At 63.0% G+C, this 17878-nt stretch carries 16 protein-coding genes; 6 read left to right on the forward strand and 10 right to left on the reverse strand.

What is annotated here, in order from left to right; translation table 11 throughout:
- Positions 1-39: 39 nt before the first annotated feature.
- Positions 40-1071 (forward strand): heat-inducible transcriptional repressor HrcA, encoded by a 1032-nt coding sequence (gene hrcA / locus D3M59_RS09430; protein WP_119533420.1) that lies wholly within the window; start codon positions 40-42, stop codon positions 1069-1071.
- A complete protein-coding gene (grpE, locus tag D3M59_RS09435; RefSeq protein ID WP_233543219.1) occupies positions 1068-1616 on the forward strand; it encodes a nucleotide exchange factor GrpE in 549 nt (182 codons plus the stop codon). The genes hrcA and grpE overlap by 4 nt, the downstream gene beginning before the upstream one ends.
- Here the strand turns inward: grpE and D3M59_RS09440 are convergent.
- The 3 genes from D3M59_RS09440 to D3M59_RS09450 all read right to left on the reverse strand — a co-directional run bounded on the left by D3M59_RS09440 (position 1613) and on the right by D3M59_RS09450 (position 6034).
- The gene (locus tag D3M59_RS09440) at positions 1613-2896 is read right to left on the reverse strand and encodes an FAD-dependent oxidoreductase (RefSeq protein WP_158581990.1); all 1284 of its coding nucleotides are present in this window, start codon (positions 2894-2896) and stop codon (positions 1613-1615) included. The genes grpE and D3M59_RS09440 overlap by 4 nt on opposite strands.
- Positions 2889-5474, reverse strand: coding sequence for a TonB-dependent receptor (locus D3M59_RS09445; protein ID WP_119533423.1), 2586 nt, complete (start codon positions 5472-5474; stop codon positions 2889-2891). Before D3M59_RS09445 ends, D3M59_RS09440 begins: the two co-directional genes overlap by 8 nt.
- 83 nt (positions 5475-5557) lie before the next feature.
- Positions 5558-6034, reverse strand: a complete 477-nt coding sequence (locus D3M59_RS09450; RefSeq protein WP_119533424.1) for a vgr related protein — start codon at positions 6032-6034, stop codon at positions 5558-5560.
- A gap of 103 nt (positions 6035-6137) precedes the next feature.
- On the opposite strand from D3M59_RS09450, the gene D3M59_RS09455 reads away from it, so the two are divergent.
- From D3M59_RS09455 to mltG, 3 genes are all read left to right on the forward strand, one after another.
- Positions 6138-6374, forward strand: a complete 237-nt coding sequence (locus D3M59_RS09455) for an acyl carrier protein (RefSeq protein WP_119533425.1) — start codon at positions 6138-6140, stop codon at positions 6372-6374.
- Positions 6375-6480: 106 nt separating this feature from the next.
- A complete protein-coding gene (fabF, locus tag D3M59_RS09460; RefSeq protein WP_119533602.1) occupies positions 6481-7740 on the forward strand; it encodes a beta-ketoacyl-ACP synthase II in 1260 nt (419 codons plus the stop codon).
- Positions 7741-7781: 41 nt separating this feature from the next.
- The gene (mltG, locus tag D3M59_RS09465; RefSeq protein ID WP_119533603.1) at positions 7782-8699 is read left to right on the forward strand and encodes an endolytic transglycosylase MltG; all 918 of its coding nucleotides are present in this window, start codon (positions 7782-7784) and stop codon (positions 8697-8699) included.
- On the opposite strand, the gene D3M59_RS09470 is transcribed toward mltG, so the two are convergent.
- The 6 genes from D3M59_RS09470 to D3M59_RS09500 form a co-directional block, all read right to left on the reverse strand.
- Entirely contained in the window at positions 8700-8990 is a 291-nt protein-coding gene (locus tag D3M59_RS09470) for an SH3 domain-containing protein (protein ID WP_119533426.1), read from the reverse strand.
- 10 nt (positions 8991-9000) lie between these two features.
- Positions 9001-9381, reverse strand: coding sequence for a MarR family transcriptional regulator (locus D3M59_RS09475; RefSeq protein WP_233543220.1), 381 nt, complete (start codon positions 9379-9381; stop codon positions 9001-9003).
- Between the two features lie 120 nt (positions 9382-9501).
- Positions 9502-10899, reverse strand: coding sequence for a leucyl aminopeptidase family protein (locus D3M59_RS09480; RefSeq protein WP_119533427.1), 1398 nt, complete (start codon positions 10897-10899; stop codon positions 9502-9504).
- A gap of 549 nt (positions 10900-11448) precedes the next feature.
- Positions 11449-11658 (reverse strand): cold-shock protein, encoded by a 210-nt coding sequence (locus D3M59_RS09490; protein ID WP_119533429.1) that lies wholly within the window; start codon positions 11656-11658, stop codon positions 11449-11451.
- Positions 11659-11887: 229 nt separating this feature from the next.
- Entirely contained in the window at positions 11888-13303 is a 1416-nt protein-coding gene (rimO, locus tag D3M59_RS09495) for a 30S ribosomal protein S12 methylthiotransferase RimO (RefSeq protein WP_119533430.1), read from the reverse strand.
- A 75-nt stretch (positions 13304-13378) separates the two neighbouring features.
- Positions 13379-14431, reverse strand: a complete 1053-nt coding sequence (locus tag D3M59_RS09500) for a potassium channel family protein (RefSeq protein ID WP_233543221.1) — start codon at positions 14429-14431, stop codon at positions 13379-13381.
- A gap of 118 nt (positions 14432-14549) precedes the next feature.
- On the opposite strand from D3M59_RS09500, the gene D3M59_RS09505 reads away from it, so the two are divergent.
- Positions 14550-15854 (forward strand): UDP-glucose dehydrogenase family protein, encoded by a 1305-nt coding sequence (locus D3M59_RS09505; RefSeq protein ID WP_119533431.1) that lies wholly within the window; start codon positions 14550-14552, stop codon positions 15852-15854.
- Here the strand turns inward: D3M59_RS09505 and parE are convergent.
- A complete protein-coding gene (gene parE, locus D3M59_RS09510) occupies positions 15851-17836 on the reverse strand; it encodes a DNA topoisomerase IV subunit B (protein ID WP_119533432.1) in 1986 nt (661 codons plus the stop codon). The genes D3M59_RS09505 and parE overlap by 4 nt on opposite strands.
- Positions 17837-17878 lie beyond the last annotated feature (42 nt).

A 17878-nucleotide genomic window follows, 5' to 3' on the forward strand; every position in this document is an offset into this window, starting at 1 on the left:
TCGTTGGCTTTCAAATGGCTTCGCCCTACATGCGCCGGCATGAGCGAGCCGATCGGCGACCTGACCAACCGCATGCGCGACATCTTCCGGCTCGTGGTAGAGGCCTATCTCGACCGCGGCCAGCCAGTCGGATCGAAGGCGCTCGCCGGTTCGGTAAGCCTGTCGCCCGCGTCGATCCGGGGCGTGATGCAGGAACTGGAAGAGCGCGGCCTGCTGACTCATCCACATACGTCGGCTGGGCGAATTCCGACCGAAACCGGGCTGCGGCTGTTTGTCGATGGCATCATGCACAGCGCCCTTCCGCCAGCGCGCGAACGGGCAGTGATCGAAGCGCAGATCAAGGACCGGCCCGTCGAGGAAGCGCTGGCCGCGGCAACGGCGACATTGTCGGGCCTGTCGAGTTGCGCCGGCGTTGTGCTCGCGCCGAAATCGGACTTCCGGCTTCGCCAGCTGAATTTCGTGCCGCTGGGCGTGGACAGGGCTCTGGCGGTTCTGGTCGGGATGGATGGCAGCGTGGAGAACCGCGTCGTGCCCTTGCCCGGCGGGACCAGCGCGGTCGCGCTTGCTGACGTCGCCAATTTCGTAAACGCGCGGCTGTCCGGCCTGACCCTTGCCGAGGCCGAAGCGCGGCTAAGGCAGGAAATCATGGTTCGGCGCGAAGCGATTGATGCAGCGGCCGCCGAGCTGGTCGCGCGCGGTCTCGCCGACTGGGGCGAAGATCATGCTCACCGTCCCGTCCTCATTGTCCGCGGCCAGGCGAATCTTATCGACGAAACGGCCGCTGCCGACCTTGAGCGCGTCCGCAAGTTGCTTGACGAACTGGAGGACCGGCAGGAAATTGCTCGTCTGCTGGAAGGGGCGCGCGAAGGGCAGGGGTGTCGCATCTTCATCGGTAGCGAGAACCGCATGTTCGCCCTGTCGGGCTCGTCGGTCATTGCTGCCCCTTATCGCGGGAGCGATGGGCAGGTGGTCGGCGTTGTCGGGGTTATCGGGCCGACGCGATTGAACTATGCGCGCGTCGTCCCCATGGTGGATTTCACGGCGCAAGCCCTCACGAGATATATGAGATGATGGACAAAAAAGACCTTCACGACGAAGCCGAAGACATTCGCTCTGAAACTGCCGCGGACGCGCCGGAACTTGCCGAGCATGACCGGGTGGCGGAACTGCAAAAGCAGCTAGAGGAGGCTAACAGCAAGGCGTTGTACGCCGCCGCCGAGACGCAGAATGTGCGTCGCCGCCTTGAAGCGGAGAAGCAGCAGGCCGCTGCTTACGCCTCGACCGGCTTCGCACGCGACATGCTGAGCGTTCGCGACCACCTTGATCGTGCGCTGAGCCATGTGCCGGAAGCCGCGCGACAGGACGAGAAGCTGAAGAGCTTCGTCGACGGTATCGAGGCGACGCTCCGCGAACTGGATTCGGTCTTCGCCCGGAACGGCATCGTAAAAGTCGGCTCGGTGGGCGAGGCGCTCGATCCGCATCGTCACCAGGCGATGATCGAATTGGCGACGGATCAGGCCGAGCCCGGCACGATCGTCGAGGAAATGCAATCGGGGTACATGCTCAAGGACCGGTTGCTCCGTCCGGCTCTCGTCGCGGTTGCCAAGGCGGGTTAATGAACCTCGCGGTGCTGCGTTTCGGCTTTCGTTGAAAGGCTGAAGCGCGGCTCCGTTTGGGGGCCGCTTCCGGAAATCAGAGCGGCGGCAAGGCGACCAACCTCCGGACCGTGCTTGAATCCGTGGCCGGACCCGCCGCCGACCAGGATGACGTTGGCCATAGCCGGATGACGGTCGATCAGGAAATCGCCGTTCGAGCTATTTTCATATTGGCAGACGCGGCTCTCGGTTAGCCGGGCGTTGCGGAGTGCGGGGAAGCGACGGTCCCGGAACGCGATAATTTCGTCGAGCGCCGCTTTGGTCGGCTGGCGGCTCTGCGTGTCGGGATCGACCAGTACGCCGTGCGTATCGTGGGCAAATTTGACGCCCCGGGCCTCAAGGTCGGGAAAGCCATAATAAACGTCGCCATCGTTGAAATCCGCCCAGCCGGGCATGGATGCAGGGAGGAAGCGCCGGTCGCCGTCGGGCGACGCAAAGAAGAACACTTCCTGTCGCGTGGCGAAGATCTTCTTGCTGAGCAGGCTCGGAAACAGCTTCGGCAGCCAAGCGCCAAGTGCGAAGACGAAGGCATCGGCTTCTAGGGGCCCAGACGAAAGCTGGACTCTCTTGAGCGGCCCCGAAGTTGGTTCGATACGCGCGGTCTCCTGGCGATATTGGCCACCACCGGCGACGAACCGCTGAACTAGCGTCTGTACAGCCCGCCGGGCCATCAATGCACCGAAGCCGGGCTCGAACATTCCCATCTCGACCCCGGCAAAATCGATCATGGGGAAACGCGTGGCCAACTCCGCTTGGCTCAATTCCTCGACGGGCAGGCCAAGCGACCTGTTTACGACCAGCGACTGAGCAAAATAATCGTCGCGCTTCGATGTGAAGAACAGCACCCCGTGAGGAACGAAGATCGGGAGTCCGGAGGCTCCGCTGAGCGATTGCCATTCCTTGAGGCTGTCGAACGCCATTCTCGAGTAAATCGCGTCACGACCGTAGCCGGCCCGGGTCATCCGACTTTCGCCGCCAGAACTGGCGCGATTGTTCGCGGGGCCGGCCATGTCGACCAGGGTCACGCGGTGGCCCGCGCGGCGGAGGTGCTCGGCGGTCCAACTGCCGAAGACGCCAGCGCCGATGACTGCGACATGCGCGGCGCTTCCTGGCGACGCCGCACGCAAGACGGCCGGAGCGATTGCCCCGGCCGCCATGCCGCCGATCAACGACCGGCGGGTAATGGGCGGCGGGCCCGAAAGGGCGCCGCCCTTATCGTCAGGTTCCGGCTGGTCAGCCACGCTCCGGCTCGGCCGGAGGAGGCGGAGGTGGTGGCGGTGGCGGCGGGACCGGGCAGGCATCCGTCGCCAGGATAACCGAACCGTCCGCGCAGGTCTGCGTCGCCGGTGGCGGCGGCGGAGGGGGCGGTGGCGGCGGCGGAGGGGGCGGAGGCGGAGCCGACCCGAACGATTGCCGGATCGTCAGGCCGATCGTCCGTGGCTGGCCGATATTATAGCCGAGGCGAGCTCGACCGCCGCGTTCACGGTCGAACGACAGCTTCGGGTTCGCGTCGAAGAGATTGTTGGCGTAGATTACGACCTCTAGCCCGCTATCCCATTCGACGCCGGCCGAAAGGTTGACCAGGTTGTAGGACGGCAGCTTCAAATTGACCGTTGTCCCGACATTCTGCGGGATGCCCCCGAAGTCCGGATCGAAACTGAGGCCCGGCGCAAACGGGGAGGGCCGGTAAATGAAGGTCCGCGGATTGCCCTCTTGGTCTGACGGCTGCGTGTAGCGATTGCCAACGTGCTGGACGCTCGCGTTTACATACCATTCCGCGTTGTCGGAGAAGCGCGACGAATAGGTCGCCGACGCGGCACCCTGGAACTTCGGTACCGACGGGAGGCGGTTGCCGTTACGGATGCCGGTAGTAGCCGCGAGGTCCCCGGGCAGGGTCGTATCGAATTCCGCTTCGATGATGCTTCCGGAGAATGATAGGTCCAGACCTTGGACCGGTCTTAAGGCAAGTTCCGCTTCGATGCCCTTCGTGTGTGCCTTGTCGACATTGAACACGATGCGCGACGAGCAACTGCCAGCGTCGAGCGTGACCTGCAGGTCCTTGATCTTGGTGTAGAATGCCGCGACGTTGAAGGTGACGCCCCGCCGCTGATACTTCACCCCGGCTTCGTAATTCCACAACGTCTCGTCCTTGTAGGACGTGCCGGAATAGGGCCCGAAGATGTCGAGGTCCTGGTCCGAGCAGATCGGGATATTAATCGGATCGTTGGCACCACCGAGGCGGAAGCCCTTCGCGGCCTGGACGTTGACGCTTAGGTTGTTATTCGGCTCCCACGTCGCGATGACGCGCGGGCTGAAGCCGTCCGACTTTGTCGTCTGGCTGAGGCTGTTGCCGCCGGTGAAGATGCCTTGGTTGTCGAAGGTGCGATCTTCCTTGAAGTCATAATATCGGCCGCCGCCGGTCAGCTTGAACTGGCCGAAGTCGTAGCTGGCTTCGCCGAAGATTGCCTTTTGGGTGATGTCGTAGGTCAGGAAGCTGTTGTACGGCGAATCCGGGTCCGCCGTTCCGCCGGTCGGGCCGCCCACCGCGTCGGCGTAACCGGGTGTCGGCAACGTCTGAGAATAGTCGCGGTCGACGCTGGAATAGAAGCCGCCAACCACCCATTGGAACGGACCGCTGCCGGTCGAGGCAAGGCGAAGCTCCTGCGTCCAGGATTTAAGGTCGGTAGTGTCGACGAGATTGGACGGCAGCAACACGGCTGCATCGGGCAGGTCGACGGCATCGTCGGAAATCGAGCCTGTCAGTGCCGAGGCGTCGCGCGAGACGAGGATGTCGCGGTTGATGTAGCTGGTCACCGATGTCAGCTCGACTGGGCCGAAATCATAAGATGCGGTGAGGTCAGCAATCAGCGTGTCGTCTTTGAATTTCTCGCGAAGCAGGAGGTATTGCTCCCGCTCGCCAAGGTCGACCTGCGGCCGCGTTGTGCTAAGCGTGTTCCCGAACAGGTTGAAGATTTCCTGCCGGTTGAAGCCATCGGCACGGACCTCTTGGTAAACCACGCGTGGCGTGATCTTGAGTTCGGTGACAGGTTGCCACAGGATCGAAACGCGACCACCAACGCGGGTGCCGTCATTGACGTTCTTGCCGCCTGCCGGACCCTCGGCATCAATGAAACCGGCGAACTTCTGGGCGTAGCCGACCGCGCGGATCGCCGCGGTTTCGCCGATCGGAACGTTGACCGCGCCCTTCAAATGCCCGCCGAGGTCACTTTCTTCAACCGTATTGATGTTCGCTTCGACCATGCCTTCGGTCCGGCCAAGGCGGGGTTGGTTCGTAATGTAACGCAGTGTGCCGCCCACGCTGCCCGATCCGAATAGCGTGCCCTGCGGTCCGCGCAGCGTCTCAACGCGGTTCAGGTCGAACAGGTCGAGATCGGGCGTGAACAGCGAAAGCGAAATAACGGACTCGTCGAGATAAACGCCGACCTGCTCCTTCACACCCGGTTGGTCGCGGACGATTTGTCCCGCTGACACACCGCGAACGGACACTTGGCTCTGGCCCGGTCCGAGGTTCTGGACGGCAAGGCCGGCCACGTTGCGACTGATATCCTCGATCGTCGTCGCATTAGAACGCTGGATGTCTTCCTGCGTCTGCGCGTTGATGGAGAAGGGAACGTCTTGAACCGTCGACGCGCGCTTGGTTGCCGTGACGATGATCAGATCGCCTTGCTCGGCTTCCGTCGCGGTATTGGCTTCCTGTGCTTGGGTTTCCTCGGCCGTCTGTGCCCATGCGGGCGTGACGAATGCGAGTGCCGAGGCACCGATCAGGAGGCTACGCACACCAAATGTTGGGCTGGTCATCTCGAAATCCCCCGTTGGATCTGAATCGACGGGGGCAGCCTATGCTTATTGCGGCCCGCGAAAAGGGGGTCGGCAATTTCGTGTTAAGACTGTTGCGAAACTGTAACGGATTTGGTGAACGGCAGAAAACCGTCATCCGGTAAATGCGCAACCGTCTGCCCGCGGTCCGCCATGAAGCGGTGTCGGACAAGTTCGGCCTGCTGTTCCAGCCCATACCGGTCGAACGGCCGGCCCTCGATCAACCGATAATCGTAGCGGCAGAATGGATGGCGCATCAGGACCAGATAGTAGCGGCCCTTGGTCTGCGCCTGCCAGACATGAGTCATTTCGTGAATGAACAGCCCCTGCAGCGACAGTCGTTCCTGCGAGAAATCATCCGACCAGAGCCGGGAATCCGGATGGAAGTGTATGTTGCCGGTGGGCGCCATCACGATTCCGCGGGGCTGGAAAAGCCACCATTTGCCGCGAACCAGCCGCACGCGCTCATAGTCGATTGCATCTCCGAATACGGATCTGGCGAGATCGATTTCACCTGCGGTGAGCGAGCGGCGGATTTTCATCAGGTTGCGCAGGTAGGAAGCTGCAGTGCTTGAGTCGAGATATGCTTGCCGTATGCCGCGCCCGCCGCTAGGGCAGCGCAAAATCTAACGGAGGAAAATCCACATGAGCGAGACCGCCGATCGGGTGAAGAAGATCGTCGTCGAACATCTCGGCGTCGAAGCGGAAAAGGTCACCGAAGAAGCGAGCTTCATCGACGATCTGGGCGCGGACAGCCTCGACATCGTCGAACTGGTGATGGCGTTCGAGGAAGAATTCGGCGTCGAGATCCCGGACGATGCGGCCGAGAAGATCACGACCGTCAAGGATGCGATCGTCTATATCGACAGCAACAAGGGCTAATCGGGGCCGATTGGCTGCCGCCCGCCGATGAAGGCGGCACGAACGGCTTCCCGTTTCCTGCGGGAGGCCGTTTGCATTTGAGGGAAATCGAAAAGGGGTAATGCGCATGCGCCGTGTCGTGGTGACAGGTCTGGGTCTGGTAACGCCGCTTGGTGGCGACGTGGAAACGACATGGGCGAATATTCTGGCCGCCAAGTCCGGTGCGGGAAAAATCACGCACTTCGATGCGTCGAACCAGAAGTGCCACATCGCCTGCGAAGTTAAGCCGGCCGATCACGAATATGGCTTCGATCCCAACAAGCGGGTCGATCATAAGGTGCAGCGCCAGGTCGACCCTTTCATCATCTACGGCATCGATGCTGCCGGACAGGCGATCGAAGATGCCGGCCTCCTCGAAATGGACGAGGCGACGAGGCTGCGCGCCGGCTGTTCGATCGGGTCGGGCATCGGCGGCCTTCCGGGCATCGAATCTGAGTCGCTTGTGCTTCACGAAAAGGGTCCCGGTCGGGTCAGCCCGCACTTCGTGCACGGCCGATTGATCAACCTGATCTCGGGCCAGGTCAGCATCAAGTACGGCTTGATGGGTCCAAACCATGCTGTCGTGACCGCCTGCTCGACTGGCGCCCACTCGATCGGCGACGCCGCGCGGATGATCAAGGATGGTGATGCCGACATCATGTTGGCCGGCGGCTCGGAAGCGACCATCTGCCCGATCGGCATTGCCGGGTTCGCACAGGCACGTGCGCTCAGCACTGCCTTCAACGATCAACCCGAAAAGGCCAGCCGTCCTTACGATAAGGACCGTGACGGCTTTGTGATGGGCGAGGGCGCGGGTGTCGTCGTGCTTGAAGAATATGAGCATGCGAAGGCTCGCGGCGCCAAAATCTACGCCGAGGTTGTTGGCTACGGCCTCTCGGGTGATGCCTACCACGTCACAGCGCCGCATCCGCAAGGCTCGGGCGCGTTCCGGTCGATGGAAATGGCGTTGAAAAAGGCAGGAATGACGCCGGCCGACATCGATTACATCAACGCCCACGGTACTTCGACGCCGCTCGGCGACGAACTGGAACTGGGTGCAGTTCGCCGGCTATTCGGTAACGAGGTAGCAAATGTGTCGATGAGCTCGACCAAGTCGGCGATCGGGCACTTGCTGGGCGGGGCCGGGGCCGTAGAAACCATTTTCTGCATCCTCGCGATCCGCGACCAGATCGTGCCGCCGACGCTTAATCTCGACAATCCGAGCGAAGGCACTGCCGGCGTCGACCTGGTCCCGCACCAGGCTAAGAAGCGTCAGGTCCGTGCTGCGCTGAACAACAGCTTTGGTTTTGGCGGAACGAATGCCTCGCTTGTCGTGAAGGCGGTGTGAAAAAGCTCTTCGGCCTTGCCATCGTCGCCATCGTCGCGGCAATGGCGGCGATCGGGGCGCTTTGGTGGAGCAGCGGGCCTCGCGAAGGCACGCACCGCATCACTGTTGCCGAAGGCTCCAGTTTGGCATCGGTCGCCCGCCAGCTTGAAACTGAGCGGCTGATCCCGGGGAATGCGACGACCTTCCGCGCGATGGCCAAGTTGCTTGGATCCGGCGACCCCGTACAAGCCGGTGAGTTTGAAATTCCGGCCGGCACGAGCGCGGCCAAGATCCTTGATATCCTGCAGCACGGCCGGCCCGTTGTCCGCCTGCTGACGATCGCCGAAGGCACGCCGTCGATTATCGTCCAAGAAAAGCTGGCGGCAATTCCGGAACTGACCGGCGCGGCGCCTCTCCCAGCTGAAGGCAGCGTTCTGCCCAACAGCTATGACTGGCAGGCAGGGGAGCCTCGTGCTGCGGTACTGAAGCGGATGACGGACGCCATGAACAAGGAACTTGCGGCATTGTGGCCGACGAAGAAGGGCGATTGTCCGGTATCGACGCCTCAGGAAGCCGTCATCCTTGCTTCCATCGTGGAGAAGGAAACGGGCAAGCCGTCCGAACGGCGCACGGTGGCGGGGGTCTACTGCAACCGCCTGAAGATCGGAATGAAGCTGGATGCCGACCCAACAGTCATTTACCCGATCACCAAGGGTAAGCCGCTTGGCCGTCGCATCCGCAGGTCGGAGCTGAATGCGGTCACTGGCTACAACACCTACCGCGAGCCGGGGCTGCCGGCGGGACCAATCGCCAATCCGGGGCGAGAAAGCATAGCCGCAGTACTCGATCCGGCGCCGACCAAGGCGCTTTACTTTGTTGCGGATGGCACCGGGGGCCATGTCTTTGCCGACACTCTGGCCGAGCATAATGCCAATGTCCAAAAGTGGTATGCGATCCGCCGCGCACGCGGCGAGATGTAGCTAGGTGCCGACGGCTTCGGCCCGGACGTAGCCAACGCGGCCGTCCGGCCCATAGCCCCAAGCCCAACCACGGCTAGAGTCGAGCATCCTGAGCTCGTCGCCCGCCTTGAGCTGGGTAAGGACTTCGGAATCATTGTCCGAGTCCAACAGGAGCGGCGCGTCGGCGACGAGGTGGCGGATGAGCGGCTCGGCATAGTGCGAGGCGATCACGCTGCCAGCGAGGGCGGTGTCAGCAAGGTCCTTGCGATACGCGTGTGTGAGCGGGTCCGGAGGATTGGAAACCCCACTCAATGCGAAGCCGTCAACGACCTGCGAATGCTGGCTCTTTTTCCCGTTGGCCGATGAAGGGACGCTGTTCGCTGCCGTCCCCGGCACGGAGGTATCGTTTGAACCCTTCAAGGAAATTGGCCCCGTCGTTCGTGCGGACGACAAATACGTTGCGGCGGTCGTCCTGGTCTCGCTCGCGGCGCAGATAGCCGAGTGCGCCCAATGTATTCAAGGCGCGCGTGACAACGGGCTTCGAAACACCAAGAGCCTTGGCCAGACCGCGGACCGTGTGGGGGCCGGGCGTCTGGTAGACAAGCATGAGCAGCGCCATCTGCCGGTTGGTCAGGTCGGGCTCGCCGGACCGGACATATTCGATCAGTGCACGCATCCAGCCCGATAGCGATGGTTCGCCCATTGGTCGGAAAACTCCATTGTCTCGCGGTTGTCATGGTAACCGAGGAGACGAGCTTTAGTTGCGTAGCGTGCGGTAAATTGGACGAAAATACCGCCGCTTAGGCCGATCGGTGCGGGACCGTTACGCCGTGAAGCGGCGCTTGAGCATGTCGAAGGACGCGCGCAGGCCCATGGCTTCGCCGCCCTTGGGACGCCCGGGCTTGGGGGACGGGCGCCATGCGAAGGTGTCGAAATGTGCCCAAGGCGTGCCGTCGGGAACGAACCGGCGGAGGAACAAGGCCGCCGTCACGGCTCCAGCCATCGGCGAGTCCGCGCTGTTTGCGAGATCGGCGAGGTCCGATTTCAGCATTTCGTCATAGCCGTCCCACAGCGGCATCCGCCAAATTGGATCGGTCACGGCCTTGGCGCTGTCCTGTAGCGCGTGGGCCAGATCCTCGTCATTGGCAAACATGGCGGGAAGGTCCGGACCCAGCGCAACACGCGCTGCTCCCGTCAGCGTAGCAAAGTCGAGCACCAGCTCAGGCTCGCCCTCGCTAGCCTTGGTCAGGGCATCGCCAAGGATAAGTCGCCCTTCAGCATCGGTATTGTCGATCTCCACCTTCAGCCCTTTTCGCGAGCCGATGACGTCGCCGGGGCGCATTGCCGATCCCGACACGCTGTTTTCGACGGCGGGAACGAGCAAGTGAAGCCGGACAGGCAGCTTCAGGTTCATGACGAGGTGGGCCAGCGCCAGCGCGTGGGCCGCGCCGCCCATGTCCTTCTTCATGAGGCGCATGCCGCCGGCTGGCTTGATGTCGAGGCCACCGCTGTCGAAGCAGACGCCTTTGCCGACGATTGCGATCCGGGGGTCGGAATTCTTACCCCAGTGCAGTTCGATCAGGCGGGGCGCCCGTTCGCGGATCGCACCTTGGCCGACGGCCGCGATCATCGGATAGCCCTGTTCCAAGACGTCGCCTGCGGCGACCTCAACCTTGGCGCCGAACCGATCTGCGAGCATTCGGGCGGCGGCCTCGAGATCAACGGGACCGAGGTCGGCTGCGGGCGTATCGACGAGGTCGCGGACCATGACCGTCGCTTCGGCCAAGGCGACCGTCTCGTCGATGTCGGCGGCCTGCTGTGTCAGGAGCACGCGTGGACCTCGGTCAGGGTCCGGCTTGGACTTGTAGTCGGTGAACCGGTGCTGCCCGAGTAGCCAGCCGAGCATGGCGGGCCCCGGCTCACCTTCGGCAAGCCGGTATCGGCCGGCGGGTAGCGCCTCGCCAAGCCGCGCCAGACACCAAGGCGAAAGTTCCTGCACGTTTGCGACTGCCGAGACGACGTCGAACCCGTCGCCCTGTTCAGCGGGGAGGAATGCGAACTGGAAACCCGTCTTGCCATCGAACCGCGCTGCCTCAAGCAATGCGCGTCGCGACGTGGACTGCCGCTTTGCCCATCCGCCAAAGTTATTCTTGTCAACGAGATGGATGGTGTGCGCCGGACCGCCGCGGTCGGCATGGAGCATTGTAGCGAAATCGGTCATGCATTCGTCGATAGCGCTTCGACGAGTTCATCGACAAGCGCGGCGCCGCATCTTCGCTCAGTTCCTGCCTCAACTCGGTGATCCCGAGGTCACGTTCCACTGATGTCGTCGCGCATCTGCAAGCCGTGCGGTCGCTTATGGGCCACCAGCGATTTGGTCGCCGGTGCAATTGCAGCGGTAGCGGAAGTCGACCCAGGCCAGCACCTTCCCGGTCCCAATTTCGGCATTGTTCGAGGAAGGTGGCCGCGTCCGAACGATCAGACGCTAGCTCGTTATTGGTTCGTTCTGTCGTAATCTTCCGAACCATATAGGGTTTCTCGTACGTCACATCATCTTAGTGCCTTGAACCGCAGCAAGATTTGACCGCCTTCGTTTTCCCAGCGTTCAATAGCGTCGATCAGGGAAGGGGGGACAGGCGGGGCCGCCGCGTGATTGTTCGCGGCGTGGAACGCTAATTCTTCTTTCGCAGTAAAGAACATCCGGAACTGATGGAGCGCGGTCATTGGATCGGCATGCGGGCGGAGGTTTCCCTCCGCCCGGCCCCCGAAACTAAGTTGGCTGGACGTTGACGGCGCAGGCGTTCCCGTTGGCGTCCTTGCCGTCATCATACGTCAAGCGTTGGTCCGCCGACGGGTCATCCGAGCGGTCCCACTTCAAGGCGCTCCGTTCGAAGCGTAGCGGGTTACCGCCCTTTTCGGGCTGGATCATTCCGGCACCCTTCGCGACGTCGAATGTGGTGATCTTGCCAAAGTTGGCCATGCTGAATTCCTTCTTGCGGAACGCGCCGACATTGGCCGTTCTCAGCTAGGAGACGTCCACGAAGGAGAAAGGGTTGGTAAGAACCTTGGACCGTCGAAAATCGACTGGTAGCCAGCTGTGTATGCGCTCTTGCCAAGCGGATTGTAAGCCATGGCACTGAATAGTTTGAGCAGCGCCGCTTTCGGTAAGTCGGTGCCCGCCTCGGCCTTCCCTTGGAGGAGAGGTGTAACTAGGCGGGAACGCCGTAAAGGTCGTGTTCGTCCGCCTCTTCGACAAGCACCTTGACGAAATCGCCGGGCTTAAGGCCGTGGGCGTCGCGTAGGTGAACTTCACCGTCAATTTCGGGAGCGTCAGCCTTCGAGCGACCCGTGGCACCGACGTCATGATGATGCGCGGCGTGGGGGGCATCGAAGTGACCGCGGTCGGGAGCTTCCGACGGCGGCGCAAGTTCGTCGACGCGGTCGATCAGCACGTCGATGGTCTTGCCGACCTTGGCAGCGAGCTTTTCGGCGCTGATCCGGGCGGTCAGTTCCATAACGCGCTGGTAGCGTTCTTCCTTGACCTCTTCGGGCACCGGATCAGGCAGGGCGTTCGCCGCGGCGCCTTCGACGGGTTCGAAGCGGAAGGCGCCGACGCGGTCAAGCTGCGCTTCCTGCAGCCAGTCGAGGAGATACTGGAAATCTTCCTCCGTCTCGCCCGGGAAGCCCACAACGAAGCTGGAACGGATCGCGATCTCCGGGCACTCGAGGCGCCAGGCGGCGATGCGCTCCAGCACCTTTGCCTCGTTGGCAGGGCGGCGCATCGACTTCAGGATCTTCGGGCTGGCGTGCTGGAAAGGGATGTCGAGGTAGGGCAGGACCAACCCTTCAGCCATCAGCGGAATAACGCTGTCGACGTGGGGGTAGGGGTAGACATAGTGGAGGCGGACCCAGGGAGTGTCGCCTTCGGGCGTCTTAAGCCGGCCAAGCTCGCGCGCGAGGTCGGTCATGTGGGCGCGAACTTCACCGCCACTCTTCAGCGGGTAGGAGGCGAATTTGAGGTCGACGCCATAGGCCGAGGTGTCCTGGCTGATGACGAGCAATTCCTTGGTGCCGGCCGCGACCAGCTTCTCCGCTTCCCGCAGGATGGCGTCGGGGCGGCGGCTGGCGAGATCGCCTCGGATTGAGGGGATGATGCAGAAGGCGCAGCGGTGATTGCAGCCTTCGCTAATCTTCAAATAGCTGTAGTGGCGCGGTGTGAGCTTCAGCCCCTGTTCCGGCACCAGGTCGAGGTAGGCGTTGGGGACCGGAGGCGCGGCCTCCAGAACGGCATTGACGACAGCCTCATATTGCTGCGGTCCGGTGACGGCGAGAATGTCGGGGAAACGGGCGCGGATGACCTCGGCCTCGTTGCCCATGCAGCCAGTGACGACGACGCGGCCGTTTTCGGCCATCGCCTCGCCGATCGCTTCGAGGCTTTCCTCCTTCGCACTATCGAGGAAGCCGCAAGTGTTGACCAGCACCACGTCCGCCCCCGCGTAGTCGGGTGACATGTCATAGCCGTTGGCGCGAAGCTTGGTGAGGATGCGTTCACTGTCGACCAATGCCTTGGGACAGCCGAGCGAGACCATGCCGACGCGCGGCGGGGAGGGTAGTTTGGTAGCCATGGGAAGCGGCTGCCCTATAACGCTTTTTGCGGCAAAAGCGACTCCCGCCTGCATAGGGGCCAGCGGAGCGATTCTCTAAACGGTAGGAACGCGGGGGAAGAGGTGATCGGGAATGATCTCGATGATCCGGTCGCCAGCCTCCAGCCGGACCGCCTCGGGCTCCCACCAGCCGATCGACTGGGTGCCGCGGAGGATGCGAAGACCAACGCCGACGGCGGCGTCCTTGAGCGCCTTGCCGACCTCAAACGGCTCGATCTCCCGCTCGTGCAGGCGAACGCGGCCGCTGGCGGAGGCCAGGTCAGCCATATAGTCGGCAATGCCCGCGCCCTCGGTCGACCCTGCGAGCAGCAGGCCGGCGAAGCTGACCGGGTTGATGACGGTAGTCGCGCCGGCCGCTTTGGCCGGGAATTCATTGTCGCCGGCACGTACGACGACGCTGATCGGGACGGCTGAGGCAAGGTGCCGGGCAGTCAGGCAGATGAGAATGGAAGTGTCATCGCGGCCGGCCGAAACGATGACGGCGCGCGCCTCGCTGACGCGGACGGCCTCCATCGTGGAATCGCGCGTGGCGTCGGCCTGCATCACCATGCAGCCAAGCGCCTCCGCTCTTTCCAGGGCCGGATTGCTCTGGTCGATGACGACCATGCGGCGGGGGTCGAAGCCGCGCTGGATGAGCTCGCCCACCGCCTCCGACCCGCTATTGCCGAACCCGGCGACGATGATGTGGCCGGTCAGCGTCTTTTGCAGCCTTTGCATAAGCCAGTTGTTCCAGGTTCTCTTGATGACGAAGGTGTAGGCGGTGCCCGCGAGGATCAGGATGAAGAAGATGCGAATGGGCGTCACGACCAGCGCGTCGAACAGGCGGGCGCGCTCGGTGACGGGCACGATGTCGCCGTAGCCGGTCGTGGTGGCCGAGATCATCGTGAAATAGATGATGTCGGCAAAGCTCATTTCCCCGTCGAGATTGTCGCGAAACGAGTCCCGCTCGATCCAATGGACGGCGATGATGAAGGCCAGCAGCACAAGCAGCAGGCCCATGCGAATGCCGAACTGCGACCAGGCACTGAGCTGGCTTTTCTGCCGGAGCACGCCGGGCGGTGAGGACATGACGCGCAGCCGACGTTGCATAGGCGGCAGCTTAATGCCGGGTCGGGGGCGCGGTAAAGCCTTCATGGGGCAGACTGGCCAAGGCGGGAGGAGCCGACTAGATGCGGCCCATCTTCGACGGGATGGTTAAGGGGCAGTAATGCGCATCGCGATGATCGGCACGGGATATGTCGGACTGGTTTCGGGCACCTGCTTTGCGGATTTCGGTCATCATGTGACCTGCGTCGACAAGGATGCGGGCAAGATCGACGGGTTGCTGGCCGGCCGGATGCCGATCTGGGAGCCGGGTCTCGAGCAACTGGTGAAGTCCAACGTGCAGCGCGGACGGTTGGCCTTCACGACCGACCTTGGCGCGGCCGTCAGGGACGCGGAAGCCGTGTTCATTGCGGTCGGTACGCCGTCGCGGCGCGGGGATGGGCATGCGGACCTCAGCTATGTCTTCGCGGCAGTCGAAGAGCTGGCGGGGCTCCTGGAAAAGCCGGTCGTCGTGGTGACCAAGTCGACGGTCCCGGTTGGAACGGGCGACAAGATCGCGGCGCTGCTCCAGCAGAAAGGTGCACCGGAAGGCGTCTCGGTCGCGTCCAATCCGGAATTCCTGCGCGAGGGCGCGGCGATTGCCGATTTCAAGCATCCGGACCGGATCCTGGTCGGCGCGGAGGACGAGCGGGCGCGCCACGCACTGGCGGAGATTTACCGGCCGCTGTTCCTCAACCGAGCGCCCATGCTGTTCACCAGCCGGCGGACGGCCGAGCTCACGAAATATGCCGCCAATGCCTTTCTCGCGACCAAGATCAGCTTCATCAACGAAATGGCGGACCTGTGCGAGGCGGTTGGCGCAGACGTGCAGGACCTGGCGCGGGGCATCGGCCTCGACAATCGCATCGGGCCGAAATTCCTTCACGCAGGGCCTGGCTATGGCGGAAGCTGCTTCCCCAAGGACACGCTGGCGCTGCTCCGGACGGCCGAAGAGCAAGGCGTTCAGCAGCGGATCGTGTCGACCGTGGTCGACGTCAATGACAGCCGCAAGGCGGCCATGGCCGACCGGGTTCGTGAAGAGCTTGGCGGCAGCGTCGAGGGCAGGCGCATCGCCGTCTTGGGCCTGACGTTCAAGCCGAACACGGACGACATGCGCGACGCGCCGTCGATCCCGCTGGTGGAGAAGCTGGTCGAAGGCGGCGCCACGGTGGTGGCCTTCGATCCTGTTGGCCGCGAGCAGGCCGAAAAGGTCCTGCCCAAGATCGAATATGCCGCCTCCGCCGAGCAGGCGGTGGATGGCGTCGACGCGCTGGTAGTCGTGACCGAATGGGACGAGTTCCGCGCGCTAGACCTTCAAGACCTTGCCAGGCGCATGAAGGGTAAGGTGCTGGTCGACCTGCGGAACATCTATGATCGCGCCGAGGCCGCACAAGCCGGCCTAACCTATCGCGGGATCGGGCGCGGCTAGGCGTCGATTTCGGATTCATCCAGCGCCGCGGCGCGGGACTGGATGAACTGGAAGCGCGGCGCGGGGTCCTTGCCCATTAGCCGTTCGACAAGGTCCTTTACCGGCTGCCGGTCCTGATACTCCGACGGCAGCGTGATGCGGATCAACGAGCGGGACGCTGGGTCCATTGTCGTTTCCTTCAGCTGATTCGGGTTCATTTCGCCGAGGCCTTTGAAGCGCGCGACCTCGACCTTCTTGCCCTTGAACTCCGTGCGTTCCAGCTCTTCGCGGTGTGCGTCGTCGCGCGCATAGGCGGACTTGCTGCCTGACGTGAGGCGATAGAGCGGCGGTTGCGCCAGGAAGAGGTGGCCGCGCCGGACGAGCTCGGGCATTTCCTGGAAGAAGAACGTCATCAGTAGCGTCGCGATATGGGCGCCGTCGACGTCGGCGTCGGTCATGATGATAACGCGTTCGTAGCGCAGCGCATCTTCCTGCCACTTGTCGCGAATGCCGCAGCCGAGCGCCTGCTGGAGGTCGGCGATTTCCTGGTTGGCGCGGATCTTGTCGGCGGTGGCGGAGGCGACGTTCAATATCTTGCCGCGAATGGGGAGGATCGCCTGCGTCTTGCGGTCGCGCGCCTGCTTGGCCGACCCACCAGCGCTGTCGCCTTCGACGATGAACAGCTCGGTGCCTTGCGGATCGTCATTCGCGCAGTCGGTGAGCTTGCCGGGCAGACGGAGCTTTCGCGCCGACGTCGCGGTCTTGCGCTTCACCTCGCGCTCCGCGCGGCGCTTCAGCCGCTCGTCCATCCGCTCAAGGATCGCGCCAAGCAACGCCCGGCCCCGGTCCATGTTGTCGGCTAAATAATGGTCAAAATGGTCGCGCACGGCGGCCTCGACGAAACGCGCGGCCTCGAGGCTGGTCAGTCGGTCCTTGGTCTGGGACTGGAAGTGCGGATTGCGGATGAAGACCGACAGCATCAGTTCGACGCCGTTGAACACATCGTCGGGCGTAATGTCCTTTACGCGCTTGTTACCGATCAGTTCGCCAAATGCGCGCACCCCCTTGGTCAGCGCGGCGCGAAGGCCTGCTTCGTGCGTGCCGCCGTCGGGCGTCGGGATGGTGTTGCAATAATAGCTTTCATGGGAGCCCTCGCTCCAGACCGGCCATGCGACGGCCCATTCGGCGCTACCTTGGCCGTCGGGAAAATCCTGCCGTCCGGCGAACGGCGGCGTGGTTACACATTCGCGGTCGCCCAATTGCTCGACGAGATGGTCCGCGAGGCCGCCAGGAAATTGGAAAACGGCCTGTTCAGGCACGTTCGCGGCGGCCAGCGACGGATCGCAGCGCCAGCGGATTTCGACGCCGGCGAAGAGATAAGCCTTGGATCGCGCCAGCTTGTAGAGACGCTCTGCGCTGAAATCGGCATCCTTGCCAAAGATTTCTGGATCGGGGGTGAAGGTGACCGAGGTTCCGCGGCGGTTGGGCGCGGCACCGACTTCTTCGAGCGAAGAAGTTGCAACGCCCTTGGCGAAGGTCTGCCGGTAGAGCTTCTTCTCGCGGGCAACCTCGATAATCGTCTCGGTACTGAGCGCGTTGACGACGCTGACCCCGACGCCGTGCAGGCCGCCGGAGGTCGAATAGGCCTTGCCCTCGAACTTGCCGCCCGAATGCAGCGTAGTCAGGATGACTTCCAGTGCTGACTTGCCCGGATATTTGGGGTGCGGGTCGACCGGAATGCCGCGGCCATTGTCGGTGACCGTCAGGCGATTGCCTGTTTCCAGCGTGACCTCGATGCGGCTGGCGTGACCGGCGACCGCCTCGTCCATCGAATTATCGATGACTTCCGCGGCGAGGTGATGAAGAGCGCGATCGTCGGTGCCGCCGATATACATGCCGGGACGACGGCGGACGGGTTCCAGCCCCTCCAACACTTCGATGGCGGATGCGTCGTAGTTGTCGGATGGATCGGGCGCGGAACCGGAAGCGAAAAGATCGGACATTAGGGGAACGCTATAAGGCCCCGGAAAGCGCGTTGCCAAGCG

The organism is Sphingomonas edaphi (assembly GCF_003583725.1).
Lineage (GTDB): Bacteria > Pseudomonadota > Alphaproteobacteria > Sphingomonadales > Sphingomonadaceae > Sphingomicrobium > Sphingomicrobium edaphi.